Source organism: Marinobacter sp. es.048 (genome assembly GCF_900188435.1).
In the GTDB taxonomy this organism is placed as follows: Bacteria; Pseudomonadota; Gammaproteobacteria; order Pseudomonadales; family Oleiphilaceae; genus Marinobacter.
Genome location: NZ_FYFA01000001.1, coordinates 1,488,520 through 1,509,327 on the forward strand (window position 1 = coordinate 1,488,520; position 20,808 = coordinate 1,509,327).

General features: G+C 56.5%; 20 protein-coding genes and 1 pseudogene. 7 read left to right on the top strand and 14 right to left on the bottom strand.

The window, feature by feature from the left end:
* Positions 1 to 45 precede the first annotated feature (45 nt).
* Entirely contained in the window at positions 46 to 1,536 is a 1,491-nt protein-coding gene (locus CFT65_RS06890; protein WP_088827224.1) for a M17 family metallopeptidase, read from the bottom strand.
* Between the two features lie 181 nt (positions 1,537 to 1,717).
* Here CFT65_RS06890 and CFT65_RS06895 point away from each other — a divergent pair, with 181 nt between their 5' ends.
* Positions 1,718 to 3,025, top strand: coding sequence for an ATP-grasp domain-containing protein (locus CFT65_RS06895; protein ID WP_088827225.1), 1,308 nt, complete (start codon positions 1,718 to 1,720; stop codon positions 3,023 to 3,025).
* Between the two features lie 22 nt (positions 3,026 to 3,047).
* Here CFT65_RS06895 and CFT65_RS06900 read toward each other — a convergent pair.
* A pseudogene (locus tag CFT65_RS06900) lies at positions 3,048 to 3,520 on the bottom strand (SDR family NAD(P)-dependent oxidoreductase).
* 22 nt (positions 3,521 to 3,542) lie between these two features.
* Positions 3,543 to 5,156 (bottom strand): GMC family oxidoreductase, encoded by a 1,614-nt coding sequence (locus CFT65_RS06905; RefSeq protein ID WP_088827226.1) that lies wholly within the window; start codon positions 5,154 to 5,156, stop codon positions 3,543 to 3,545.
* Between the two features lie 186 nt (positions 5,157 to 5,342).
* Here CFT65_RS06905 and CFT65_RS06910 point away from each other — a divergent pair, with 186 nt between their 5' ends.
* Positions 5,343 to 6,140, top strand: a complete 798-nt coding sequence (locus CFT65_RS06910) for an alpha/beta fold hydrolase (protein ID WP_088827227.1) — start codon at positions 5,343 to 5,345, stop codon at positions 6,138 to 6,140.
* Between the two features lie 58 nt (positions 6,141 to 6,198).
* Here CFT65_RS06910 and CFT65_RS06915 read toward each other — a convergent pair whose 3' ends face one another.
* The gene (locus CFT65_RS06915) at positions 6,199 to 6,867 is read right to left on the bottom strand and encodes a glutathione S-transferase family protein (RefSeq protein ID WP_088827228.1); all 669 of its coding nucleotides are present in this window, start codon (positions 6,865 to 6,867) and stop codon (positions 6,199 to 6,201) included.
* A 90-nt stretch (positions 6,868 to 6,957) separates the two neighbouring features.
* Positions 6,958 to 7,851, bottom strand: a complete 894-nt coding sequence (locus CFT65_RS06920; protein ID WP_088827229.1) for a patatin-like phospholipase family protein — start codon at positions 7,849 to 7,851, stop codon at positions 6,958 to 6,960.
* Between the two features lie 243 nt (positions 7,852 to 8,094).
* Between CFT65_RS06920 and CFT65_RS06925 the strand changes: the two genes are divergently transcribed.
* Positions 8,095 to 9,687: a BCCT family transporter gene (locus CFT65_RS06925; protein ID WP_088827230.1), complete on the top strand. Its 1,593-nt coding sequence runs from the start codon at positions 8,095 to 8,097 to the stop codon at positions 9,685 to 9,687.
* Between the two features lie 74 nt (positions 9,688 to 9,761).
* Here CFT65_RS06925 and ltaE read toward each other — a convergent pair whose 3' ends face one another.
* Positions 9,762 to 10,772, bottom strand: a complete 1,011-nt coding sequence (gene ltaE, locus CFT65_RS06930; RefSeq protein ID WP_088827231.1) for a low-specificity L-threonine aldolase — start codon at positions 10,770 to 10,772, stop codon at positions 9,762 to 9,764.
* 135 nt (positions 10,773 to 10,907) lie between these two features.
* Here ltaE and CFT65_RS06935 point away from each other — a divergent pair, with 135 nt between their 5' ends.
* Positions 10,908 to 11,363: a GatB/YqeY domain-containing protein gene (locus CFT65_RS06935; RefSeq protein WP_088827232.1), complete on the top strand. Its 456-nt coding sequence runs from the start codon at positions 10,908 to 10,910 to the stop codon at positions 11,361 to 11,363.
* Positions 11,364 to 11,404: 41 nt separating this feature from the next.
* On the opposite strand, the gene CFT65_RS06940 is transcribed toward CFT65_RS06935, so the two are convergent.
* Entirely contained in the window at positions 11,405 to 12,178 is a 774-nt protein-coding gene (locus CFT65_RS06940) for a hypothetical protein (RefSeq protein WP_141103805.1), read from the bottom strand.
* Positions 12,179 to 12,368: 190 nt separating this feature from the next.
* On the opposite strand from CFT65_RS06940, the gene CFT65_RS06945 reads away from it, so the two are divergent.
* On the top strand, positions 12,369 to 13,064 hold the full coding sequence (locus CFT65_RS06945) for a hypothetical protein (RefSeq protein WP_088827235.1): 696 nt from the start codon (positions 12,369 to 12,371) through the stop codon (positions 13,062 to 13,064).
* A gap of 46 nt (positions 13,065 to 13,110) precedes the next feature.
* Positions 13,111 to 13,830: a DnaJ domain-containing protein gene (locus tag CFT65_RS06950; protein WP_088827237.1), complete on the top strand. Its 720-nt coding sequence runs from the start codon at positions 13,111 to 13,113 to the stop codon at positions 13,828 to 13,830.
* Here the strand turns inward: CFT65_RS06950 and CFT65_RS06955 are convergent.
* From CFT65_RS06955 to CFT65_RS06970, 4 genes are all read right to left on the bottom strand, one after another.
* Positions 13,808 to 15,718: a PHA/PHB synthase family protein gene (locus CFT65_RS06955; protein ID WP_088827239.1), complete on the bottom strand. Its 1,911-nt coding sequence runs from the start codon at positions 15,716 to 15,718 to the stop codon at positions 13,808 to 13,810. The two genes, CFT65_RS06950 and CFT65_RS06955, sit on opposite strands and share 23 nt — an antisense overlap.
* A 25-nt stretch (positions 15,719 to 15,743) precedes the next feature.
* Entirely contained in the window at positions 15,744 to 16,487 is a 744-nt protein-coding gene (gene fabG, locus CFT65_RS06960; RefSeq protein ID WP_088827242.1) for a 3-oxoacyl-[acyl-carrier-protein] reductase, read from the bottom strand.
* A 108-nt stretch (positions 16,488 to 16,595) separates the two neighbouring features.
* On the bottom strand, positions 16,596 to 17,813 hold the full coding sequence (locus CFT65_RS06965; protein WP_088827244.1) for a polyhydroxyalkanoate depolymerase: 1,218 nt from the start codon (positions 17,811 to 17,813) through the stop codon (positions 16,596 to 16,598).
* Positions 17,810 to 18,139, bottom strand: coding sequence for a 2OG-Fe(II) oxygenase (locus tag CFT65_RS06970; RefSeq protein ID WP_088827246.1), 330 nt, complete (start codon positions 18,137 to 18,139; stop codon positions 17,810 to 17,812). Before CFT65_RS06970 ends, CFT65_RS06965 begins: the two co-directional genes overlap by 4 nt.
* Before the next feature lie 189 nt (positions 18,140 to 18,328).
* Between CFT65_RS06970 and CFT65_RS06975 the strand changes: the two genes are divergently transcribed.
* Entirely contained in the window at positions 18,329 to 18,808 is a 480-nt protein-coding gene (locus tag CFT65_RS06975) for an NADAR family protein (RefSeq protein WP_088827248.1), read from the top strand.
* A 41-nt stretch (positions 18,809 to 18,849) separates the two neighbouring features.
* Here the strand turns inward: CFT65_RS06975 and tenA are convergent, their stop codons facing one another.
* The 3 genes from tenA to CFT65_RS06990 all read right to left on the bottom strand — a co-directional run bounded on the left by tenA (position 18,850) and on the right by CFT65_RS06990 (position 20,766).
* Positions 18,850 to 19,518, bottom strand: coding sequence for a thiaminase II (gene tenA, locus CFT65_RS06980; RefSeq protein WP_088827250.1), 669 nt, complete (start codon positions 19,516 to 19,518; stop codon positions 18,850 to 18,852).
* 25 nt (positions 19,519 to 19,543) lie between these two features.
* Complete coding sequence (locus tag CFT65_RS06985) at positions 19,544 to 19,756, bottom strand: penicillin-binding protein (RefSeq protein WP_088827252.1); 213 nt, start codon at positions 19,754 to 19,756, stop codon at positions 19,544 to 19,546.
* Positions 19,757 to 19,863: 107 nt separating this feature from the next.
* A complete protein-coding gene (locus CFT65_RS06990) occupies positions 19,864 to 20,766 on the bottom strand; it encodes a DMT family transporter (protein WP_088827254.1) in 903 nt (300 codons plus the stop codon).
* Positions 20,767 to 20,808: the final 42 nt, after the last annotated feature.

Sequence of the window (20,808 nt, forward strand, 5' to 3'; positions counted from 1 at the left end):
ACTATCCCCGCAGGTTGACTTGGTGTCGCGCTTATTTTGGCGTATTTACGCTTCGGCCAGCTTCTTGAACCACTCCACGCCGAACCGAACCCCGAACCCTTGCACGTCCGTCGGGATGTGGGCCAGGCCGCCCTTGTGGGTGCCGGAGGACGCCATATCGACGTGTATCCACCCGATGTCTTTGTCCACGAAGCGCCCAAGCAGGCGTGCTGCGTATATGTGATCGCCAGGGCCTGCTGTTCGGCACTGCAGGGTGTCGGCAACTTTTGACTCCAGGTCTTCGTCGTAATCGTCTTCATAGGGGAACGGCCAGACTCGCTCACCGCATTTTTCTCCGGCCTCGATTATGGGCCCCACCCATTCACGGCGATTGGTCAGGGCACCGGCCATCCGTTGCCCCAGAGCGGCTACAACCGCGCCCGTCAGCGTTGCATAGTCAATGATTGCCCGAGGTTTACCCCGGGACACCAGTGCCAGAGTATCGGAAAGAACCATTCGTCCCTCCGCATCGGTGTTTATCAGTTCAATGGTCGTGCCATCGAGGGCCGTGATGACATCGTTGCACTTAACGGCGCGAGGCCCGATGTGGTTTTCGGCAAGCGCGAGCCAGCAATCTACCGGTTGCGACAGCTTGAGGCGGGTAATGGCCACAAAAGCGCCAAGCGCAACCGCGCTGCCCTGCATATCACCGTGCATGCCAAGCATGCTGCCACCGACCTTCAGGTTGCTTCCACCGGTGTCAAAACAGATCCCTTTGCCCACCAGGGCGAGAGGTTTGCCCTCGGCACCGTCGGGACGGTATTTCAGGTGTAGTATGCCTGCGTCCCTCACCGGGCTTGCTTCGACAACGGAGAGAAATGCCCCGGCTCCAAGCTTTTCCAGTTCGTCCCGGTCGTAAAAATGGTGCTCCCAGCCTTCCTTTTTTGCCAGGGACTCGGCCAACTCCCGATAAATGCCGGGAGTCAGGTAGTTGCCTGGTAAATGGGTCAGCCACCGGGCCAGGTTATTGCCTTCAGCTGTTGCTTCAACGTGCCCGAAGTCTGCATGTTGAAATCCAGTGCCGTAAAAGCGGATAGCCCCAAGCGTTTTCGGTGTCGGTGGGGTGCCCGAAATGCGAGGCAACTGGAACAGAGCTGCATGGACAGCCGCCAGTAGCGCCTCTGCCATAGTCCGAGCGGACGAATCATCATTTAAAAAAGAAATAACCGTGAGTTCTGAGGGTCGTTCTGCCAGTAATGGTCCAATCACTTTGCGGGCCAGAGTCAGGGCTTTGAAAGTCTGAATAGCTTCGGGCACAGAGACCGCCGCGGCGCGACCACCATGGGGTGTGGAGACATGCACCGGGTTTTCGGTTTCCGGGTACCTTGACAGCGTCTGGGTAAGAAAATCACCCCAGGGTGTCGATTCGATTGCGTCTCGATCAGCGTCGGGAAGCAGAATGACAATGCCCGTCGTGGGCTCAAAATCCCAGGATGCGGGGTTGCCTTCCGCGCTACTTATCAATATCTCTTGTAACTCCGGGAGTTCAGGCGTCATAGGAAGATTCCTTGAGAAGTTTTCGTACTCGTGGGCGGAGTATAGCTAGTTAAATAGCCTTTAAGGGTCTAGGTTAATCAGTATGGAAACTGAATTCCGCGTTTGGCTGGGACACTCCAGTCTGACGCATCGGGTTGTTGCCAATGCCCTGTGCGTTATTTTGAATACAAAGGTTTAACTTATGGCGATCACACCGGAATCCAAAATGTCGCAGGAAGTGCTGGCCTGGCGCGACCCTTCCATGGACTCGGTTCTCGGAACGGAAACACCCAAGGATCCAAGCAAGGGCTATATTGCCCTTCTTGGCTGGAGTATTAATGCGATCAAGGCGGCTCAGAAGTTTGATCGCCGCTATATCGTGGTGGCCCCGGATTGGGCTGCGGATTTTTGTACCGCCAACAATATACCTTTCATCGCCTGGGATTTTGTTCGCCTGAACGATCGCTCCATGGAAATCGCTGAAAAGCTGAAAGCCGAAGGCGTGGATGTCGCCGTCCCGCTGTTCGAGGAGACAGTTGAATGGTCCGGGGCGATCAATTCCGTGCTGCTCGACAATCCCCGTATGTATGGCCAGTCGATTCTGTTCCGGGACAAGGCGCTGATGAAGCGTCGCGCGCAGCTTGGCGGGATTCGTGTCGGGATCTTCGAAGAAGCTCATGAAAAAGAGGACATCATCCGATTCATGAAGCGGGTTAACCAGACGTTGCTCAAGCTTGACGGTGATCCTGACGACCCGATTCACGTGAAGGCATTCGACAAAGCGGGCTGCCTTGGCCACCGCATGATCCGGACACTGGAAGAGATCGAAATGATTCCGGATGAGGAATACCCGCTTCTCATGGAGAGTCACCTGGATGGCTGGGAGTTTGCGGTTGAAGCCTGGATCCACAATGGAAAGATCCAGTTCCTGAATATTTCAGAGTACGTCACCCTGGGCTATTCAGTATTTGTGCCCGCAACCAAGGAACTCGAAAGCTGGCGGGACGCGATTACCAAGCAGATCGAGTTGCTGATCAAGACATTTGATATCCAGTTTGGGCTGATTCATCCGGAGTACTTCGTGACCAGCGACGGTACCATGTACTTCGGTGAGGTTGCCTACCGTCCACCGGGGTTCAAGGCATTTGAACTGATTGAACGGGCTTATGGATTCAATGCCTACCAGGCCTCCATGCTTGTGTTTGACCCCAAGAGCACCAAAGAAGAGGTCGATGCCTTCTTCCCTCGCGAAGTGGTCGATGCCAAGGGCTATGCAGGCTGTTTTGGTGTCTATCCGAGACGTCGAGTGGTCAGCAGGCTGGAAATGCCCAAAGAGTGCATTGAACATCCTTACTTTGAGTCGCACGAATTGATGGAGCCGACAGAGGAGATGGTACCGGACCGATCTGCTTTCGGCACTCATTGGGGGCTTGTGTTCTTCTTCGGGGATGACCCGATCAAGATGCGAGACTTGCTGAAAGCCCAGGAAGATCTGGATTTCTACGTTTAAAGGCCAATCGGTTAGTCGGTAGCTACCAACTCTCTGAGAAAGGCCGCGCATCCAGCTCGAAAGTCCAGGCTGAGCGTGGCTGGTTGTGTAGCTGCCAATAGATTTCCGCGAGGTCGTCGGGCTCGATAATACCGTCTTCGCCTTTGCTCGCATAAAGCTCTGGCAAAAATTCTGCAGTGGCCTCATTGCGGATGAGGCCATCCACGACCACGGAATCCCTTGCGGGCCCAGTTCCCTCGCCATGCTTTGCGCCAGGGCGCGCAGCGCATGTTTACCGCCGGCAAAGGCTGCAAAGCCGCGCCCGCCGCGCAGGCTGGCGGAGGCGCCGGTGAAGAGGATTGTGCCTTCATTGCGTTGCAGCATTTTCTTTGCGACCCCGCGCCTGCGGGTGACCACAAGGTGGAACCCTTCTCGTGCGAAGCGCCGGGCGATGGCAGAACCGAGGTGGTCTCCAGCCCCGATGATTAGAGCAACTGGTTTGTCTGTTGTTGTCATTTTGCCACCTGCGGTGAGACCGTTATCTTTTGGTTTGAATAATATCGGCGATCTTTTCAGCAATCATGATCGTCGGGGCGTTGGTGTTTCCACCAATCAAAGTCGGCATGATCGAAGCGTCGACCACTCGCAAACCCTCAAGCCCGTGAACCTTGAGGCTCGGGTCAACCACGGCCAGATCATCTATGCCCATCTTGCAGGTGCCTACCGGGTGATAGATCGTATCCGCCCGGTCGCGGATGTGGCGTGTCCATTCCTCATCACTCATGCCGTCGTGAACGCCGAACATTTCGGATTGGCGGTACGGCGAGAGTGCAGGCCCTTCCAGAATCTCCCGGGTGATTTTTGCGCCTTTGATGATTAAGTCCAGGTCGTCTGGATCGGACAGATAATTGGGGTCGATGCCGGGATCCGCCATTGGATCGTCGCTGAGCAGAAAAACGCGTCCCCGGGATTTTGGCCGCAGGTTGCAGACGTGGCAACTGAAGCCGTGCCCCCAATGCAGTTTACGGGCGTGATCCTCTACGATGGAAACTACGAAGTGCAGCTGCAGGTCCGGTTTTTCCTCTCGCGGGTCAGATTTCAGGAATGCCGCCCCCTCTGCAAACGGTGAGGCAATCATACCCGTTCCATCCGTTCGCCATTGCAGGGAATGGCGGAGCATGTTTTTCATGCCCGTTAAACTGAAACCAAAGTTATCGGTATCCGCGGACTTGTAGGCGAGAATGAAGTCCAGATGATCCTGCAGATTGCGCCCGACGCCCGGCAGCTCGTGGACCATGGGAATACCATGAGGGAGGATGTCGTCGGGGTTTCCCACTCCGGATAGCTGGAGTAACTGCGGGGAGCCGAAGGCGCCCGCGGAGAGGATCACCTCACGGTTCGCTGAGACTGTATGGGTTTGTCCCTTGAGGCAATACTCAACGCCTGAAGCACGTTTTCCGGTAAACAGAATTCGGGTCGCACGAGCTCCGGTCACAACCTTGAGGTTGTTGCGCTGTTCCATAATCGGATACAAATACGCCGCAGAGGTAGAGCAGCGTTCACCATTGCGTTCGGTGTCATGAAACTGAGTAACCTCATAGAGGCCAACGCCCTCATTGTCGCCGGTATTGAAATCGTCGCTTGCGGGATAGCCTCGCTCTTTAGCCGCTTCGATAAAGGCTTCGGAAATGGGCCTTGGTGATCGCTGTTTGCAAACATGCAGTGGGCCATCGGCCCCGTGATGTTCATTGGACCCGCCTTCATGGCACTCCGCTTTGCGGAAGTAGGGCAAAACCTCGTCCCATCCCCAGCCGTCGCAACCCAGCTCGGCCCATCTATCATAATCCGCCCTGTGTCCACGCACATACAGCATCGCGTTGATCAGGCTGGAACCGCCCAGCCCCCTGCCTCTGGGCTGGAATCCGCGACGTCCAGCCAGCTCCCGCTGCTGCTCTGTATTGAACGCCCAGTTATTGATCTTGCCATGGCCGGGCATGATCGCGACTACACCAGCTGGTGCGCGGGTCAACAAGTGATCGCCCTTGCCGCCTGCCTCCAGGAGACAGGCGCTGACATCAGGGTTCTCACTCAATCGCGCCGCCATCACAGCGCCAGCCGATCCGCCACCTACAATGATGTAATCGAAAATCATACGGTCCCCAGTTCCTGTTTTTGTTTTGGCTGTACGCTTTTCTGAGCCAGAAAAGGCAGCAGTCAACGAGATGCAGGATCAAGGTTAGACCATTGCTTGGCGGAGTGCCTCTCAGGGGATGGACAGACTGCTGAAAGCATAGGATGCTATGCTGATCCGAGAATAAACAACAAAAGAGGATGTGCAATGGCTTTCGCTGAGGTAGATGGTCAACGGCTTTACTACGAGGACACTGGCGGGACTGGACCGGTTGTGGTGTTCTCGCACGGTCTGCTGATGGACCACGAAATGTTTGCTCCGCAGGTGTCGGCGTTTCGCGACCGTTTTCGTTGCATCACATGGGATGAGCGGGGGCATGGGCACACCGCCGTTGCCCAGCCAGAGCCCTTCAGTTACTACGATTCCGCAGATGACCTTGCCGCACTACTTACGCACCTGGGTATAGAAAAAGCCGTTCTGGTGGGGATGTCTCAAGGTGGCTTCCTGTCACTCCGGTGCGCTCTGACTCATCCGGAGCGGGTGATCGGCCTGGTGATGCTTGATAGCCAGGCAGGTACTGAGCAGGAAGAAAAGCTACCCCTGTACCAGCAACTGATAAGCTCTTTCATGGAGCAGGGGCTGACCCCGGAAGTCGGTACCACCATTGCCAACATCATCCTGGGAAGTGATTACCCTGACAGTGACCATTGGAAGGAAAAGTGGAAAATGATGTCGGCGGCTAACATCGGCAACAACTTCCAGACGCTGGCAAGCCGCGATGACCTGACAGAACGTCTCTCAGACGTTTCCCAGCCCACGCTCATTATCCATGGTGATGCTGACATAGCGATTCCGATGGAGCGGGCACAGATGATGGCGGACAAAATCCCGGATGCCGAACTGGTCGCGATTCCCGGTGCCGGGCATGCTGCAAATCTGTCGCACCCGGATCCGGTTAATCAGGCATTGGATAATTTTCTGGCGCGTTTATTTTCCGAAGGGTAATAGCCCAGAGCCTCAGAGGCCCGGGGCAGGGTGTTGAGCACTAACAGATTGCCGGACTTCAGGCGAAGTCGTAATCACCGCCTTTCTCGAGCGCCTTCTGGTAAGCCGGCCGGGCATGAACGCGTTTGACCCACCCGGTGATGTGAGGCCGGTTCCTGCCGACGATGCCTCTGGCTACGGAGGCCTCAAGCGGGAAGCTCATCTGAATATCCGCCGCGCTCAGGTTGTCACCCAGAAACCAGGTGTTTTTCGCCAGATGGCTTTCCACGAAATCCAGGTGGGCCTTGATCATGGGGCCGATAAACATTTCGTTGGTTTTGTCCGAAATGCCTTTGGCGACGGGCTTGACGAAGAACGGCATTGGGCTGGTCTTTACCTTTTCGAAGACAAGGCGCAACACCAGTGGCGGCATTAATGAGCCTTCGGCGTAATGCAGCCAGTAGGTGTAGTCGAGCCAGGCCTGACCGCCGCTCTCCGGCAGCATGGTGTCTTTGCCGTAGGTATGGGCCAGATATTCAATAATGGCGCCGGATTCGGCCACCACCAGATCACCGTCGGTGATCACTGGAGATTTTCCCAGCGGGTGTACCTTTTTGAGGCTTTCAGGAGCCAGCATGGTCTTGGGATCACGCTGGTAGTGCTTGATCTCGTAGGGAACACCCAGTTCTTCCAGCATCCAGAGAACACGCTGTGAGCGGGAATTGTTGAGGTGGTGGACTGTAATCATGCGCAAGCTCCGTTCGCATTGAAAAATGGTCGGGTGTGAAGAGTAGTCTTCAAAGAGCGTTTTGGTTCACCGCTCAAGGCGATTGAGTGGCTAATGTCGATGGCGCAGCGCAAAGCCGTGGCGTTTGAGCTCTTTGAGAATCTCGGGCACCTTGAAGGGCATTAACGTCCGGGTTGTTTTTAGAAGGCTGATGGCGAGATGCATTCGCTTGTACCAGAGTAACTGGCGAATCTTTTTCTTCATGGGGTGATAGCCTTCCAGGTAAAGCTCGTCAACACGGTCTGCGTTGTTGGTGAGGCTGTAGTCGCTCAGGTCCAGCGGTACTGATATATCGGCGTTTTTCAGCTGCTTGCGGGTGTTGAAGTCGATGCCGATGTTGATGGCGTTGGTGATGACATCGAAGGTGTTGTCCGGTTTCGGGTACCGGCTAACATGGCTGAGATCAACCGCTACTGTAATCCCGGCGCCCATTTTCGCTAAAGGCGAAATGGGGACGTTTTCAACCAGCCCGCCGTCGACCAGGGTTCGGCCATCAATCTCAACCGGTACAAACAGGCCGGGTACCGCCATGGAGGCGCAAACGACATCCGCCAGGTTGCCTTCCCGGAAGATCAACTGTTCGCCGGTTTCGATATCCGTTGCACAGATTGCCAGTGGGATCTCGGCGTCTTCGATCCGGACATCCCCGAGATCCCGGTGGATCATCTCCCGAATGGCGTGGGTGCTGAACAGGCCGCCACGCTCAAAGGTAAAGTTGATGATTTTCGAGAGGTTCAGCGTCGAGCAGATGGAAAGGATGGATTCCGCCGGGCGACCGAAGGCGTAGTAGCTTGCGATCAGTGCGCCTGCACTGGTGCCGGCAATGCAGTGAATCTTGATTTGCTCTTCTTCAAACGCTTTCAGCACACCAATGTGCGCAATGCCCTTTGCCGCGCCGCCCCCCAGGGCCAGGCCGATTCGGGTATTAAATGGGTTGAGTTTCATGGTCGTAGGCCTGTTAACGTTTTCGCGGAGGTAAGCGTTTGAACAAGTCTACCAGAGTAACTGGCGTGATTAATTCAGCAGGATGCCAACGAGCGCGGATCTGCGTTTATCGGGGTAAATTTCGTGGGCTTTTGAGAACAAGTTGGAAATTTTAATTCTTAGAGTTCAAAATATTGGTGTAGCACTTAAGGAGGTAAATTTTCCAACCGACTGCCGGGTTACGCAGTCAAAGGAGTCCTCACATTGGGTGACATCATCAAAGATGATTATCAGACCGACTACGTGGCGGGTCAGGATAATATCGAGAAATTCGGGTTTGATATCCACAACATTGTTTTCCCGTTAACCGCTATCCTGATCGTTGCTTTTGTTGTCGGAACACTCATTTTTCCTTCGGGTGCAAAGGAATTGCTCGATAGCGCCAAGAATGGTGCGATCGCTATCTTCGACTGGGGCTTTCTTCTCAGTGCAAATCTGTTTGTTCTGTTCTGCCTGGCCCTGATTTTCATGCCGGTGGGCAAGATCCGGATTGGCGGTATTGATGCCAAGCCGGAATTCTCCATGCTTTCCTGGTTTGCCATGCTGTTTGCGGCAGGCATGGGCACAGGGCTGATGTTCTGGTCGGTCGCTGAGCCAGTTGCCTATTACACCGACTGGTATGGAACGCCTCTTGGCGTTGAGCCTAACACCGCAGAAGGTGCGCGCCTGGCGATGGGTGCAACCATGTATCACTGGGGTCTGCATCCCTGGGCTATTTACGCGATTGTCGGACTTTCGCTGTCTTTCTTTGCCTTTAACAAGGGCCTGCCGTTAACCATTCGCTCTGCATTCTTCCCGATTCTCGGGGATAAGGTCTGGGGCTGGCCCGGTCATGTGATCGATACTGTGTCTGTTCTGGCGACGATTTTTGGTCTTGCGACCTCGCTCGGCTTTGGCGCCCAGCAGGCCGCATCGGGTATTTCCTATCTGTTTGGTATCGAAGGTGGCCTGAATATTCAGGTGGGTGTGATTGCAGGTGTCACGGCTGTCGCAACCTTATCGGTAATTCGCGGCATTCACGGCGGTGTCCGGATTTTGAGTAACGCCAACATGGTGATGGCGGGGTTGCTGCTCGTGTTTGTGATGTTTGCCGGACCCACGCTGGCGGTGTTCCAGTGGCTCTGGGATACGTCGGTGTCCTACGCATCCAACATGTTTGCTCTCAGCAACCCGTTCGGTCGGGAGGAAGACACGACCTGGTTCCATGGCTGGACAGTATTCTACTGGGCCTGGTGGATTTCCTGGTCACCGTTCGTGGGCATGTTTATCGCGCGGGTGTCCCATGGTCGCACGGTGCGCGAATTTGTCACCGCCGTGCTGATTATCCCCACGATTATCACACTGTTCTGGATGAGCGCTTTCGGCGGCGGTGCCCTCCACCAGGTTCAGAACGACATTGGCGTTTTGGCGTCTGAGGGGCTTACCGAGGTATCGCTGGCGATGTTCCAGGCGCTTGAGAACATTTCATTGTCGGGGATTACATCGTTCATCGGGATCACTCTGGTGTTGACCTTCTTCGTGACCTCCTCGGATTCCGGTTCACTGGTGATCGATAGCATCACCTCAGGTGGTAAGACTGACGCCCCGAAGGCACAGCGGATTTTCTGGGCGGTTATTGAAGGTTCGATTGCCGGGGTGCTGCTGTTTGTAGGCGGTAAAGAAGCGCTGGGCGCGCTGCAGGCCGGCGCCCTGAGTGTTGGGCTGCCCTTTACTCTGGTGCTGTTGGTGATGATGTACAGTCTGTTCAAAGGCCTTCATCACGAGCGCCGCTTGCTGATTGCCGAGGGCAAGATGTGACCGGCAGATCCATTACAACCTGAAGCGTCAACAAAGCCCCTCATCGAGGGGCTTTGTTGTTTCAGGGAGGGTGATCAAGAGGGATAGAATTGCTGTATGGCGCTCAGCAAGGTGTCTACATCCTGTCGGCTGACATCCCGGTGAGTGACAAAACGGATAGGGTTGCCGGCGGTAATCAGGATGCCTTGTTCCGCCAGGAAGTCTTTTAGTTGTGACGATTTGCCTGCCTTGCATCGCGCGTAGACGATGTTGGTCTGGGTAATGGCCGGGTTGATCTCCAGTTCCGGAATCTTGGCCAGCCCGGTACTCAGGTATTCAGCATTGTCATGGTCCTCAAACAGCCTGAGCGGCCCATCGTCCAGGGCGATGCGCGCGGCAGCGGCCAATATACCTGCCTGGCGCATGCCGCCACCCACCATTTTGCGTAGCCGGGTTGCCCGTTCGATAAAGGCCCGGGAACCCAGCAGTAACGACCCAACCGGTGCGCCCAGGCCTTTGGACAGGCACACGCTGACGGAATCGTAGTGCCTGGTTATCTCGGTGACATCGCAATTGGATTTTACTGCGGCATTAAAAACCCGGGCGCCGTCCAGGTGCAGAAGCAGTCCGTGCTCGTCACAGAACGCACGGGCTTGCCCCTGGTAGTCCAGGTGCAGCACTCTGCCACCGATGGTGTTCTCCAGGGAGAGCAGTCGGGTAATGGCAAAATGGAAATCGTCAGCCTTGATGGCCGCCTTGGCCTTGTCGAGATCAATGCTGCCGTCTGGCTCGTTCTCGATCGGTTGAGGTTGCACGCTGCCCAGCACGGCGGCGCCGCCGCCTTCATACCGGTAATTGTGGGCAGACTGGCCGCAAAGGTACTCATCGCCCCGGCCACAGTGGCTCATGATGGCCAGAAGATTGGCCTGGGTGCCGGTGGCGGTAAAGAGAGCCGCCTCGAAGCCGAGCCGCTCGGCGGCGTAGGCCTGCAGACTGTTGACGGTAGGGTCGTCGCCATAGACGTCGTCTCCCACCTCGGCGCTGGCCATGGCCTCGCGCATCTCGGGGGTAGGGCGGGTGACAGTATCGCTGCGGAAATCGATCATTGCTCTTGGCGCCTTTTTCTTTCCTGGGATGTCTGCATTCTACAGTGCAGCATGAATCATGGGGTTCCCACCCTTTGTATTATTCCCGATTCGTCCCCATAAACCAGAGTAAAGCCAAACAACAGGAGATCAGCAATGACGGCACCAACCCTTAAGGAACAACTGAACAACGCGGTAAAAGAAGCAATGCGTAACAAGGACAAAACCCGTCTGGTTACTTTGCGCATGGCCCAGTCTGCCGTGAAGCAGATTGAGATTGATGAACGCCGCGAGCTCAACGACGAGGACGTCCTTAAGGTGCTGGACAAGATGCTCAAGCAGCGCCGCGATGCCGCCAGTCAGTACGATGACGCAGGTCGTGAGGAACTGGGAGACAAAGAGCGTGCCGAAATGGTGATCATTGAGGAATTCATGCCTGCGGCCCTGAACGAGGATGACCTGGACGGTTTGATCCGAATGGCCATCAGTGCAACCGACGCCCAGGGGATTCAGGACATGGGTAAAGTGATGAGCGAGCTCAAGCCCCAGGTGCTTGGCCGGGTTGAGATGGGACATCTGAGCAAGAAAGTGAGAGCTGCGCTGGCGGGTTGAGCTTCAGCGTTTACGTCCGCTCTTGGACATGAATGGCCTTTTTACCAATCGAGCCTGAGGCTGGCCAGAAGCGCCTCGCCCAGGCTCAGATCCACGGTACCCGTGCCCAGATCCTGGTATCGGACACGGGTATCGATACTGGCGCCGATGCCAAGAGCCACTGCCGGCCAGGATCCCTCGCCATCGTGAACCCGGTACGTCAGTTCTGTTCTCCACTCACGTAAATAGAGGGCACTTTCGACTTCCCTGGCCTTATCCAGCGTGGCCCATCGATCCCCGATTCGCTCCAAGCGGAACTCCCAAAGCCGACCGGGGCTTTGCCACTGCACTAAGACCGGCAGGTCTACCAACCACTGGCCACGTTCATTGCTTTGTTTCCAGCGCACCCTTGGAAGCCAGCGGAAAGTTCCGAAGCGATGGTCGCCGCCAACGCCGAGGCTGAAGGAGCTGGCTTCATTTATGGCACGGAACAGCGCGATACGGCCGTTCACCACGTCACTGTGGAAGTCCTGATACTTGAACATGTTGGAGGTTCCGGCAATACCGGCCCGTGCTTCCAGGCGGTAAAGTCGGTATTGCCATTCGCCGCCGAAGGTTAACCGATGCAGATGCCCGTTGTGGGCCGGCTCGCCGGTGCGGATGCGTAATGGCTGGTAATCGTAATCGATACCGAAGGTGCCGGATGAGCCCTGGTTTTGCCAGCCAAGCCCTCGCTGCGAGCGGGTCACTTCGTTGGCAGACGGCCGATTCTCAGGCCAATCGTAAGGCTGCCATTGGCGATAGAGCAGATAAGCATTGCTTGATGCCTGCGCCATGCATGGCATGGCCAGAGTGACAAAAAGAAACGGGGCCAGAACAGAAAGCCCTAATCTGGCGAAATTCCTGGTTTGATACCAACGCCCTGTGCCCACCATGCGTTGCCTCGTGCAAAGCCTGTGAATTGCGCGATCTATGCCCTACTATTTTAGCGTCAGATTCTTCAGCCGCGGAGATTTTCAGAAGCCTATGTCCGACAAAGAGCTACGCACCCGATCCGACAAACAGGCCATCGATCAGTTTATCAACGAGGTTCGTACGCTGCCCAAACAGGGCGGTGGACAGGGGCGGCTGATTTTTGCGCTGGACGCAACCGCCAGCCGTGAGGCTACCTGGGATCAGGCCTGTCATCTGCAGAGTGAACTGTTTATGGCTACCCGGGATCTGGGTGGGCTGGCTATTCAGCTTTGTTACTACCGTGGCTTCGGTGAGTTCAAGGCCACGGGGTTCGTTACCGAAACCGGACAATTGCTGAACCTGATGAACGGTGTTTCCTGCCTCGGTGGCCGAACTCAGATCAGCCGGGTATTGGCCCACGCGGTGAAAGAGACCCGCGCGAAGCCCGTCAAGGCGGTGGTGTTTATTGGCGACTGCTGCGAGGAAGCGGTGGACGAGCTTTGCCATACCGCCGGGGAGTTGGGCATGCTGCGAACGCCGGTGTTTATGTTTCACGAGGGCAACGATGCCCGCGCCCGGGCGGTCTTCCAGCAGGTGAGCAAACTCTCTGGAGGTGCCTATGCGCCCTTTGACCGCAATAGCCCGCAGGTGCTCAAGGATCTTATGGCGGCCGTTGCGGTCTATGCTTCCGGGGGAGCCAAGGCCCTGCAGGACTTTTCCAGCCGCAGCTCTCCGGAAGTGAAGCGCTTGACCAAACAGATCCGGTAGCGCCTGTAGACATCCACTGAGGGGCCTGTTGGCCCGGAGTAACTGAGTGCCATTAACGCTTGTTGTCATCGTTGTCGCGGTTGTTGCCTGGATATGGTTGCGTAACCAGCCGGCCAGCCAGCGCAATACCGCCATTCTCAAGCTCGCTCTTCTGGCCGGTATCGGGATAGTGGTTTTACTGGCCGCAACCGGCCGTCTGCATTTCCTGTTCGCGGGGATGGCGTTTCTTTATCCGCTTTTGCGTCGGTTATTGCCCTCTCTATTGCGAGGAGGCCTGGGCAGCATGGCGAGCGGTGCCAGTGCCAAATCGGGTAACCAATCGCATGTTTCCAGTGACATCCTGGAAATGACCCTGGATCACGATTCCGGGACCATGAATGGAAAAATCATCAAGGGGCCAATGGAGGGCCGTGAGCTGGCGGATCTGGGCGAGAGCGAGTTCCTTGAGTTGCTGCGCTATTGCCGGGCGCAGGATGAGGACTCAGCCCGCCTTCTGGAGACCTACCTGGACCGTCGGTTCGGCGACTCCTGGCGAGCAGACGATGAGACCGCCTCTGAAGACACTCAGTCAGGCGGAACCGGCAATGCTGGCGGTCCTCTGACTGAAAACGAGGCGCTGGACATCCTGGGGCTGGAGCCCGGCGCGAGTCGGGATGAGATCATCAAGGCTCATCGACGGATGATGCAGAAGCTGCACCCCGACCATGGGGGCAGCAATTATCTGGCGGCACGCATCAATGAGGCTAAGGAGTGCCTGCTGGGCTGACTTTCTCGGTTGATGAAGCCTTCTGCTTATCAGAAGCCGATTTCCTTTTTATCGGCTGACGTGGCTTCCGGACGGCCGGGGTCGGAGGCGCCGGCTCATTGCGCAAGTACGCTCCAGGCGCGGGCTCGATCAAAGGCAGATTGCCCTCTCCCGGAGTCCGGGCCTTCACTTCGCCGCCGCCGAACTGTTCTGCCCAAGCTACCCAGTCGGGCCACCAGGAACCTTCAAACTGCTCGGCACCTTTCAGCCATTCTTCTGGGTTGGGTGGGTTCTCTGCATTCAGGCGATACCCGTACTTTTTCTTCTCGGGTGGATTTATGATGCCGGCGATGTGTCCGGAGCCGCCGAGGACAAAACGCAATGGGCCGCCAAGGTTCTGTGCACCCTTGTAGCATGAGACCCAGGGCGCTATGTGGTCCTCAATAGCGGAGGCAAAATAGCTGGGTATCTTCACTTTCCTCAAATCGATTGGCGTTCCTGCCAGTGTTATGCCACCGGGTTCGCGCAGCCGGTTGTTCAGGTACATATTTCGCAGGTAGAAACTGTGCATGGCCGCCGGCATGCGAGTGGCGTCCGAATTCCAGTACAACAGGTCAAAGGGCGCAGTATCGCGGCCGAGAAGGTAATTGTTGACGAAAAATGACCATATCAGGCTGTTGGCCCTTAGCATGTTGAAGGCCGTTGCCATGGAAGCACCTTCAAGATAGCCCTGTTTGTTCATGGCCTTTTCGATTTTGGCGATCGAGTCTTCGTCGATGAAGACTTCCAGATCTCCGACGTCCGAGAAATCCATCATGCTGTTGAGAAACGTCGCGCTTTTAACGCGGTCATCCCCGCGAGCGGCCAGCCAGGCGAGCGTGCAACCCAGCAGTGTTCCGCCGATGCAATACCCGACGGTGTTGATTTCTCGCTCACCCGTCGCCTGCTCGATCGCATCCATCGCGGCGACCGGACCTTCGAGCATGTAATCTTCAAAGGTCTTGTGTGCCAGCTCTGGACCGGGATTTACCCAGGAAACCACGAACACGGTGTGCCCCTGTTCCACCCAATAACGAATGAAGGATTTCTTCTCTCCAAGATCGAGGATGTAGTACTTATTGATCCAGGGGGGGATCACCAGCAAAGGCCGGCGATGGACGGTGTCGGTGGTCGGCCGGTATTGGATGAGTTGCATCAGATCGTTCTGGAACACCACGTCGCCCGGTGTGTTGGCCAGATTGTCGCCCACCTCAAAGGCGTCCGGATCAGACATGCGGAAGGGCATCGGGCCCTTGCCCTCGTCCAGATCACGAAGCAGGTTTGCCAGGCCTCGCAGCAAATTCCTGCCCCGTGTCTTCACGGTTGTGCGCAGCACTTCCGGATTGCTCAGGATGAAGTTGCTCGGGGCAAGGGCATCGGTCATCTGGCTGGTGAAAAAACGGACTTTCCGTTTATCGTGCTCGTCCAGATCCCTGACATCGTCAATGGTGTCCATAACCCAGCGGGTTGACAGCAAATAGGCCTGCTTGAGGGCGTTGAAGGCTATGACGTCGTTCCAGGCCTGGTCCCGGAATCGGCCGTCGCCGGGTTCCGGTTCGGCTACGGTCAGTGGTTTCTTGCCAATGCCGCTGGCGAGCATGCCAGACCAGAACAGGCTGGTATCCTTTAACAGTCGCATCTGCGCGAACAGAAGCGTGTCTGGCTGGGTGGCAAGCTTGCCGGTCAGGGTAACGAAGGGTTTGGTCATGCTCCCCACGCTGGCCGGATTCGGCGGGCCACCCCGTAAACGACGCATGACAGAGCGCTTGAGCAAACGGCCACCATGAACACCGACTCGCGCCAGTGAGCGGCTTACCACATTGGGTTCGAATTCAGGCGGTGATTGCTTTTTTATTGGTTTATCAGCCATTTTTTCGCCTTCTGTCTTTCAAATGTTACATGTAAACGCCGCCGTTAACGTTGATCTGCTGGCCGGTGATGTAATCCCCTTCTGCGGCCAGGAAAACCACGGCGCGGGCGATTTCCTCCGGCTTGCCAAAACGACCCATGGGAACCCGGGCAATGATCTGTTCCCGGATGTTCTCCGGAACCTGAGCCAGCATTTCGGTTTCGGTAAAGCCGGGGGCGATGGCATTGACCGTGATGTTGTACTTGGCCATTTCGAGCGCCAGGGTCTTGGTGAAGGCAATAATGCCGCCCTTACTGGCCGCGTAGTTGGCTTGCCCGAAGTTGCCCGCCTGCCCGACGAAAGACGTGATATTGATGATGCGACCGTACTTCTGCTCCATCATAATCTTCAATACTTCGGAGCAGGTCGCGTAGACGCTGCCCAGGTTGGTATCGAGGACGTCGTTCCAATCGTCGTCGGTAAGCTTCTTCATGGACTTGTCTTTGGTGATGCCGGCGTTGTTCACCAGGATATCGATGCGGCCCCACTGATCCTGAACCTGGCGTACCAGGCTCCGTGCTTCCGGCATTTTTGACAGGTCTGCCTTGAAGGCAAGCGCCCGGACGCCGGTCGCCTCGATTTCCTTGGCAACCTCATCGCCTTCATGCTGACGGGAGCGGTAGTTGATGGCGACATCGGCGCCACGCTGGGCAAGTTGAAGCGCGATATGGCGACCGATGCCTCGTGAGGCGCCGGTTACGAGGGCGACTTTCCCTTTGAGATCTTGCATGAAATCCTCCCTGGAGCGATAGCTCGCTTTGAATGTAATTTTTTATGATTCATAACCTCATTCAAGCTAGCAGAGCTCCTGAAATGCGACAAGAAAACTTGATGCCTGTCACGCTTTGCGGATGAACGTCTTGAGCCGCGGCGCAATGGATTCGCGCCATTGGCTGCCGTTGAAGACACCGTAATGGCCAACTCCCTTTTGCAGATGGTGCAGACGCCTGGATTCCGGAATATTCACGCACAGGTCGTGGGCGGCCCGGGTCTGTCCGGGACTGGAAATGTCGTCTTTCTCGCCTTCGATTGTCATCAGTGCTGTCTTTTCGATTGCCGCCGGATTCACTTTTCGGCCGCGATGCATGAAGCAACCCCGGGCAAGGTGAAACTCCTGGAACACACGTTGGATAGTGTCCAGGTAGTAAGTGGCCGGTAGGTCCATGACCGCAAGATACTCATCGTAGAACTCACGATGACGCCTGATCTTCTCGACTTCCTTATTCCGCATGGACTTGAAAAGTCCCCGGTAGGCGTCAACGTGGCGGTCAAAATTCATGTTCACGAATCCGGTCAGTTGCAGAAAGCCGGGATAAACTTTTCGCATGGCTCCCGGGTAAGGCGCGGGCACAGGGTGAACCAGGTTGCGTCGGAACCAGGCCAGATTGTGTTTGGTCGCGAGCTCGCATGGTGCGGTGGGGTCGACGCGTCCATCTATTGGGCCGCTCATCAGGGCCAGCGAGCGTGGTGTCGCGGGGTTATTGTCCTCGGCCATGATGGCCGTAGCTGCGAGCACCGGCACTACGGGTTGGCACACTGCCAATACATGGGTGTCCGGCCCGAGTTCTTCAATAAAATCGATAACGTAGTCGATATAGTCGTCCAGCCCAAAGTCGCCAGCGGACAGAGGAACCCTGCAGGCATCGCGCCAGTCGGTGATGTAGACGTCGTGGTCTGGCAGCATTTCCTTCACAGTGCCACGCAGCAGTGAGGCAAAGTGCCCGGACAAGGGCGCAACGATCAGGAGTTTCGGATCATCGGGGCGCGATACGCTGCGCTGGAAATGCTTGAGCTGGGCAAAGGGTCTGCGTTTGACGATGGCTTCACTGATGTCGACCTCTTCGCCGTCGCACACCGTTGTGTGCAGATTGAAGGCCGGTTTCGGGTAGCGGCGGGTCAGGTCGCCGAACACGCCATAGGCGGAGGCAATACTGCGAGCGCCCGGTAAGCGGGACAGGGGGCTGAGAGGATGCCTGAGCAATTTACTCTGTGCGTCTGTCATCATGCGCAAGGGCATCAGCGCAGCGCGGCTCATTTCATGGGCAAAATACATCATGACATTGTCCTGCTTGAGTTATGGAGGCCGGAAGTCAATGCAAAGCTTAACAGCCATCGATTTCCGCGCTCGATCTTTGATACCCGATGCTGATAGAGATCCGGGCGAAACAGATATAATCTTCCAAAAAGGTTGAAAATGTTCTTGTCGCAAATGAATTCGCCACCGGCTTTGGGTTTGGCCAGAACCCAATTGAGTTTATAGAGCCGGCCCTCGGAAACCATGTCCACGTGCGGCCCTACCTTGTGGCCTTCTGGATATCTGACCAGGTAGATATTCAGGCGTCTGGAATGAAAGAGAACCCGGGTTTTTACGTTTGCGGGCATAGTAATGGCATTCGCTCTTGAAGAGTCACTCAAAGCAGTTTGCGCGCTCTGCGGGCGGTAGGTCAATTAATCAGCGCTCGCAGGATCTCTAGTCTGGCCGAGAGGCCGATTTATTGGCGTGACCATTGGCGCGGACTCGTTGATACTGTGGGTATTCTAGGACCACTTCTTTTCTAAAGGATCGCAAGAATGTCTCTCTTCCCCGACGACAACGGCGAGAACGACCTGTTCATGTCACGAACCGACCCGGAAAACCCGCTGGGCACCCATGCCCCATACAGTTTCGAGTTGGAAGGCAAGATCTGGCCAACCGTGGAACACTATTTCCAGGGGATGAAGTTTACTGACGACAACCGCCAGGAAAAGGTGCGCAACGCCGATACGCCCGGCAAGGCAGGAAAGCTTGGGCGCAAGCGTCATAAGAGCCTGCGGCGGGATTGGAAACAGGTGCGCGAAACCGTTATGACACGAGGGATCTACGTGCGCTGCCGAACCCATCCCGAACTGGCAGAGGCTCTACTGGATACCGGCGACACGAAAATCGTTGAGAACAGCAATTTCGATTATTTCTGGGGCTGTGGCCGGGATCGGCGGGGCGAGAACCGTTACGGGAAAGTGTTGATGAACGTACGGACGAAACTGCGGGAGGAGCAGGCAGAGCGAGGTTGAATATTAACCGTGGGCTCTACCTGCCACTCCGGTGAGGCCGGTCAGTCGCTCTGCTTTAGGCCCATTTCCCAGAAATCGATTTCAAGCCGGGTGGCGTCGCTGAAAATCCGACTCAGCTCTTTGAAGCGGGCAGGGGAGACTTCGGCCAGTCGCTCATCGAGCCAGCGGATCTCTGCCTTCATGGCGTCCTGGAACTCGTCGCTCTCGTACATCGCGATCCAGGCGTCGTAGGGGTTGTTCTCACCCCGAATCGTTTCCGCCCGGCTGTTCAGCCAGTTGGCGATTTCACCGTAACCCACCATGCACGGTGACAGGGCAACGTGCAGGTCCAGCAGATCGCCGCGGTTGCCGGTATCCAGAACATAGCGCGTGTAGGCGAGTGTGGCGCGGGCTTCCGGCAGGTCGGCCAGTTCTTGTTCGGAAATGCCCCATTCCTTGCAGTAGCTGACGTGCAGATCCAGTTCCACATCCAGGATGGCCTGCAAACCGTCCTTGGCCTGGCGGAGGTCCGACAGTGTCGGGCTTTTATAGGCGGCCAGCGCAAAGGCACGGGCAAACTGGATCAGAAAAAGGTAGTCCTGTTTCAGATAATGCTGGAACGCTTCGGGCGCCAGCGACGCATTACCCAATTGCTGCACGAAGTCGTGCTGGATATACGCCTGCCACTCGGACTGGCAGCTTCGCTTCAGATCGTCAAACTGGTAAGGCATGCGTTCTCCCGAAAACACTGTTGGTTCAGTAGCAGGAATTGGGGGATGAGTCCGGATTGATTTCGCCGGCGACTTCTTCCGGGTCAATGCCGTGACTGGTTAGCACTTCCCGCACAAAGTTCACCTGAGCGAGTATTCTGTCAGCGTCATCCCCGTATTCAAACCGGTTGATCTCGACCGGCTGGGGCATGAAGGTAAAGGCGGTTTTCAGAGCGGTGAGTGTATCTTCATCGACCATTGGCATACTCCTCATGCGGTTTGAGTGACTCATGAGGAGTATACGCAAGTCTTCCAGTAAAGACCGCTGTCCCTGACCAAGCGGGCTTGCCTCACGGTATGGCCTGTTCAAGCCTGCCTGCGGCTTGATGCCACAAGTGAGCCCAGCACCACAAGCACGGCTGCCAGGGGCAGCCGCCAGTCCGGCGCTGCGATTCCGGCCAGCACCAGGAAAAGGGCCGCCAGCACTGGTACCGCGTAGGCGAGACTGCCCACCAGGGCCGTGGGCCCCTTCCGGAGAGCCAGGTCCCAGGCCACCATGGCCAGCCCGTATGGCCCCAGACCGAGGGCGACGCCTGCGGCGAGAGCCGTTCCTGACGGCAGCACGGCGGCAGAGCCGGAAACGGTGTCCGCGGCCGCTGCCCCGGCACCGGCCAGAAGGAACAGACCGGGCATGACAGGAGCTATAGCAACAGGCGTGGCCTGGCAGATCCATGAATACAGCGCCCAGCATCCCCCGGCCACAAGAGCTAGCCCGTAACCAGTCAGATTGCCTGAAAAACCATTATTCAGGGCCTCCGGACCCAGCAGCAAAGCCGCGCCGGAAAAGGCAATCAGTGCCCCCGCAATAACCGGGAGGGCGATCCCCCGATGGAAAGCCCACTGGCTGATCAAGATGAACATCACCGGCCAGGTATAGGTGATAAGTGACGCCTCTGCGGTGGGTGCCATGCCCAGCCCGGCCAGATAGGCGCCGACCGCCCCCAGCACCAGCAAAGGCACAAGACCGAAAATCACCAGTTTCCATTGCCAGGACACTTTCACAGATCTGCGCGCTTCGCGGCCCCGGAAACTCATGGGTAGCACGGCCAGTGCGCCACTGATCAGGGCGATGGTCGTAAGCTGGAAGGGCGGGATGGACTGCGCTGCATCAGCCAGCAAAGGGGCAACAGCCCAAAGAACGACGGCAACCAGAGCCGCGCTGATGCTCAGGATGTTGGGCAGACGGATGGTCGCGTTAAGAATCCTCATGGGCAGTCCTCCTTTAGCTGGTGTGTTGTGATCTGACAGCGG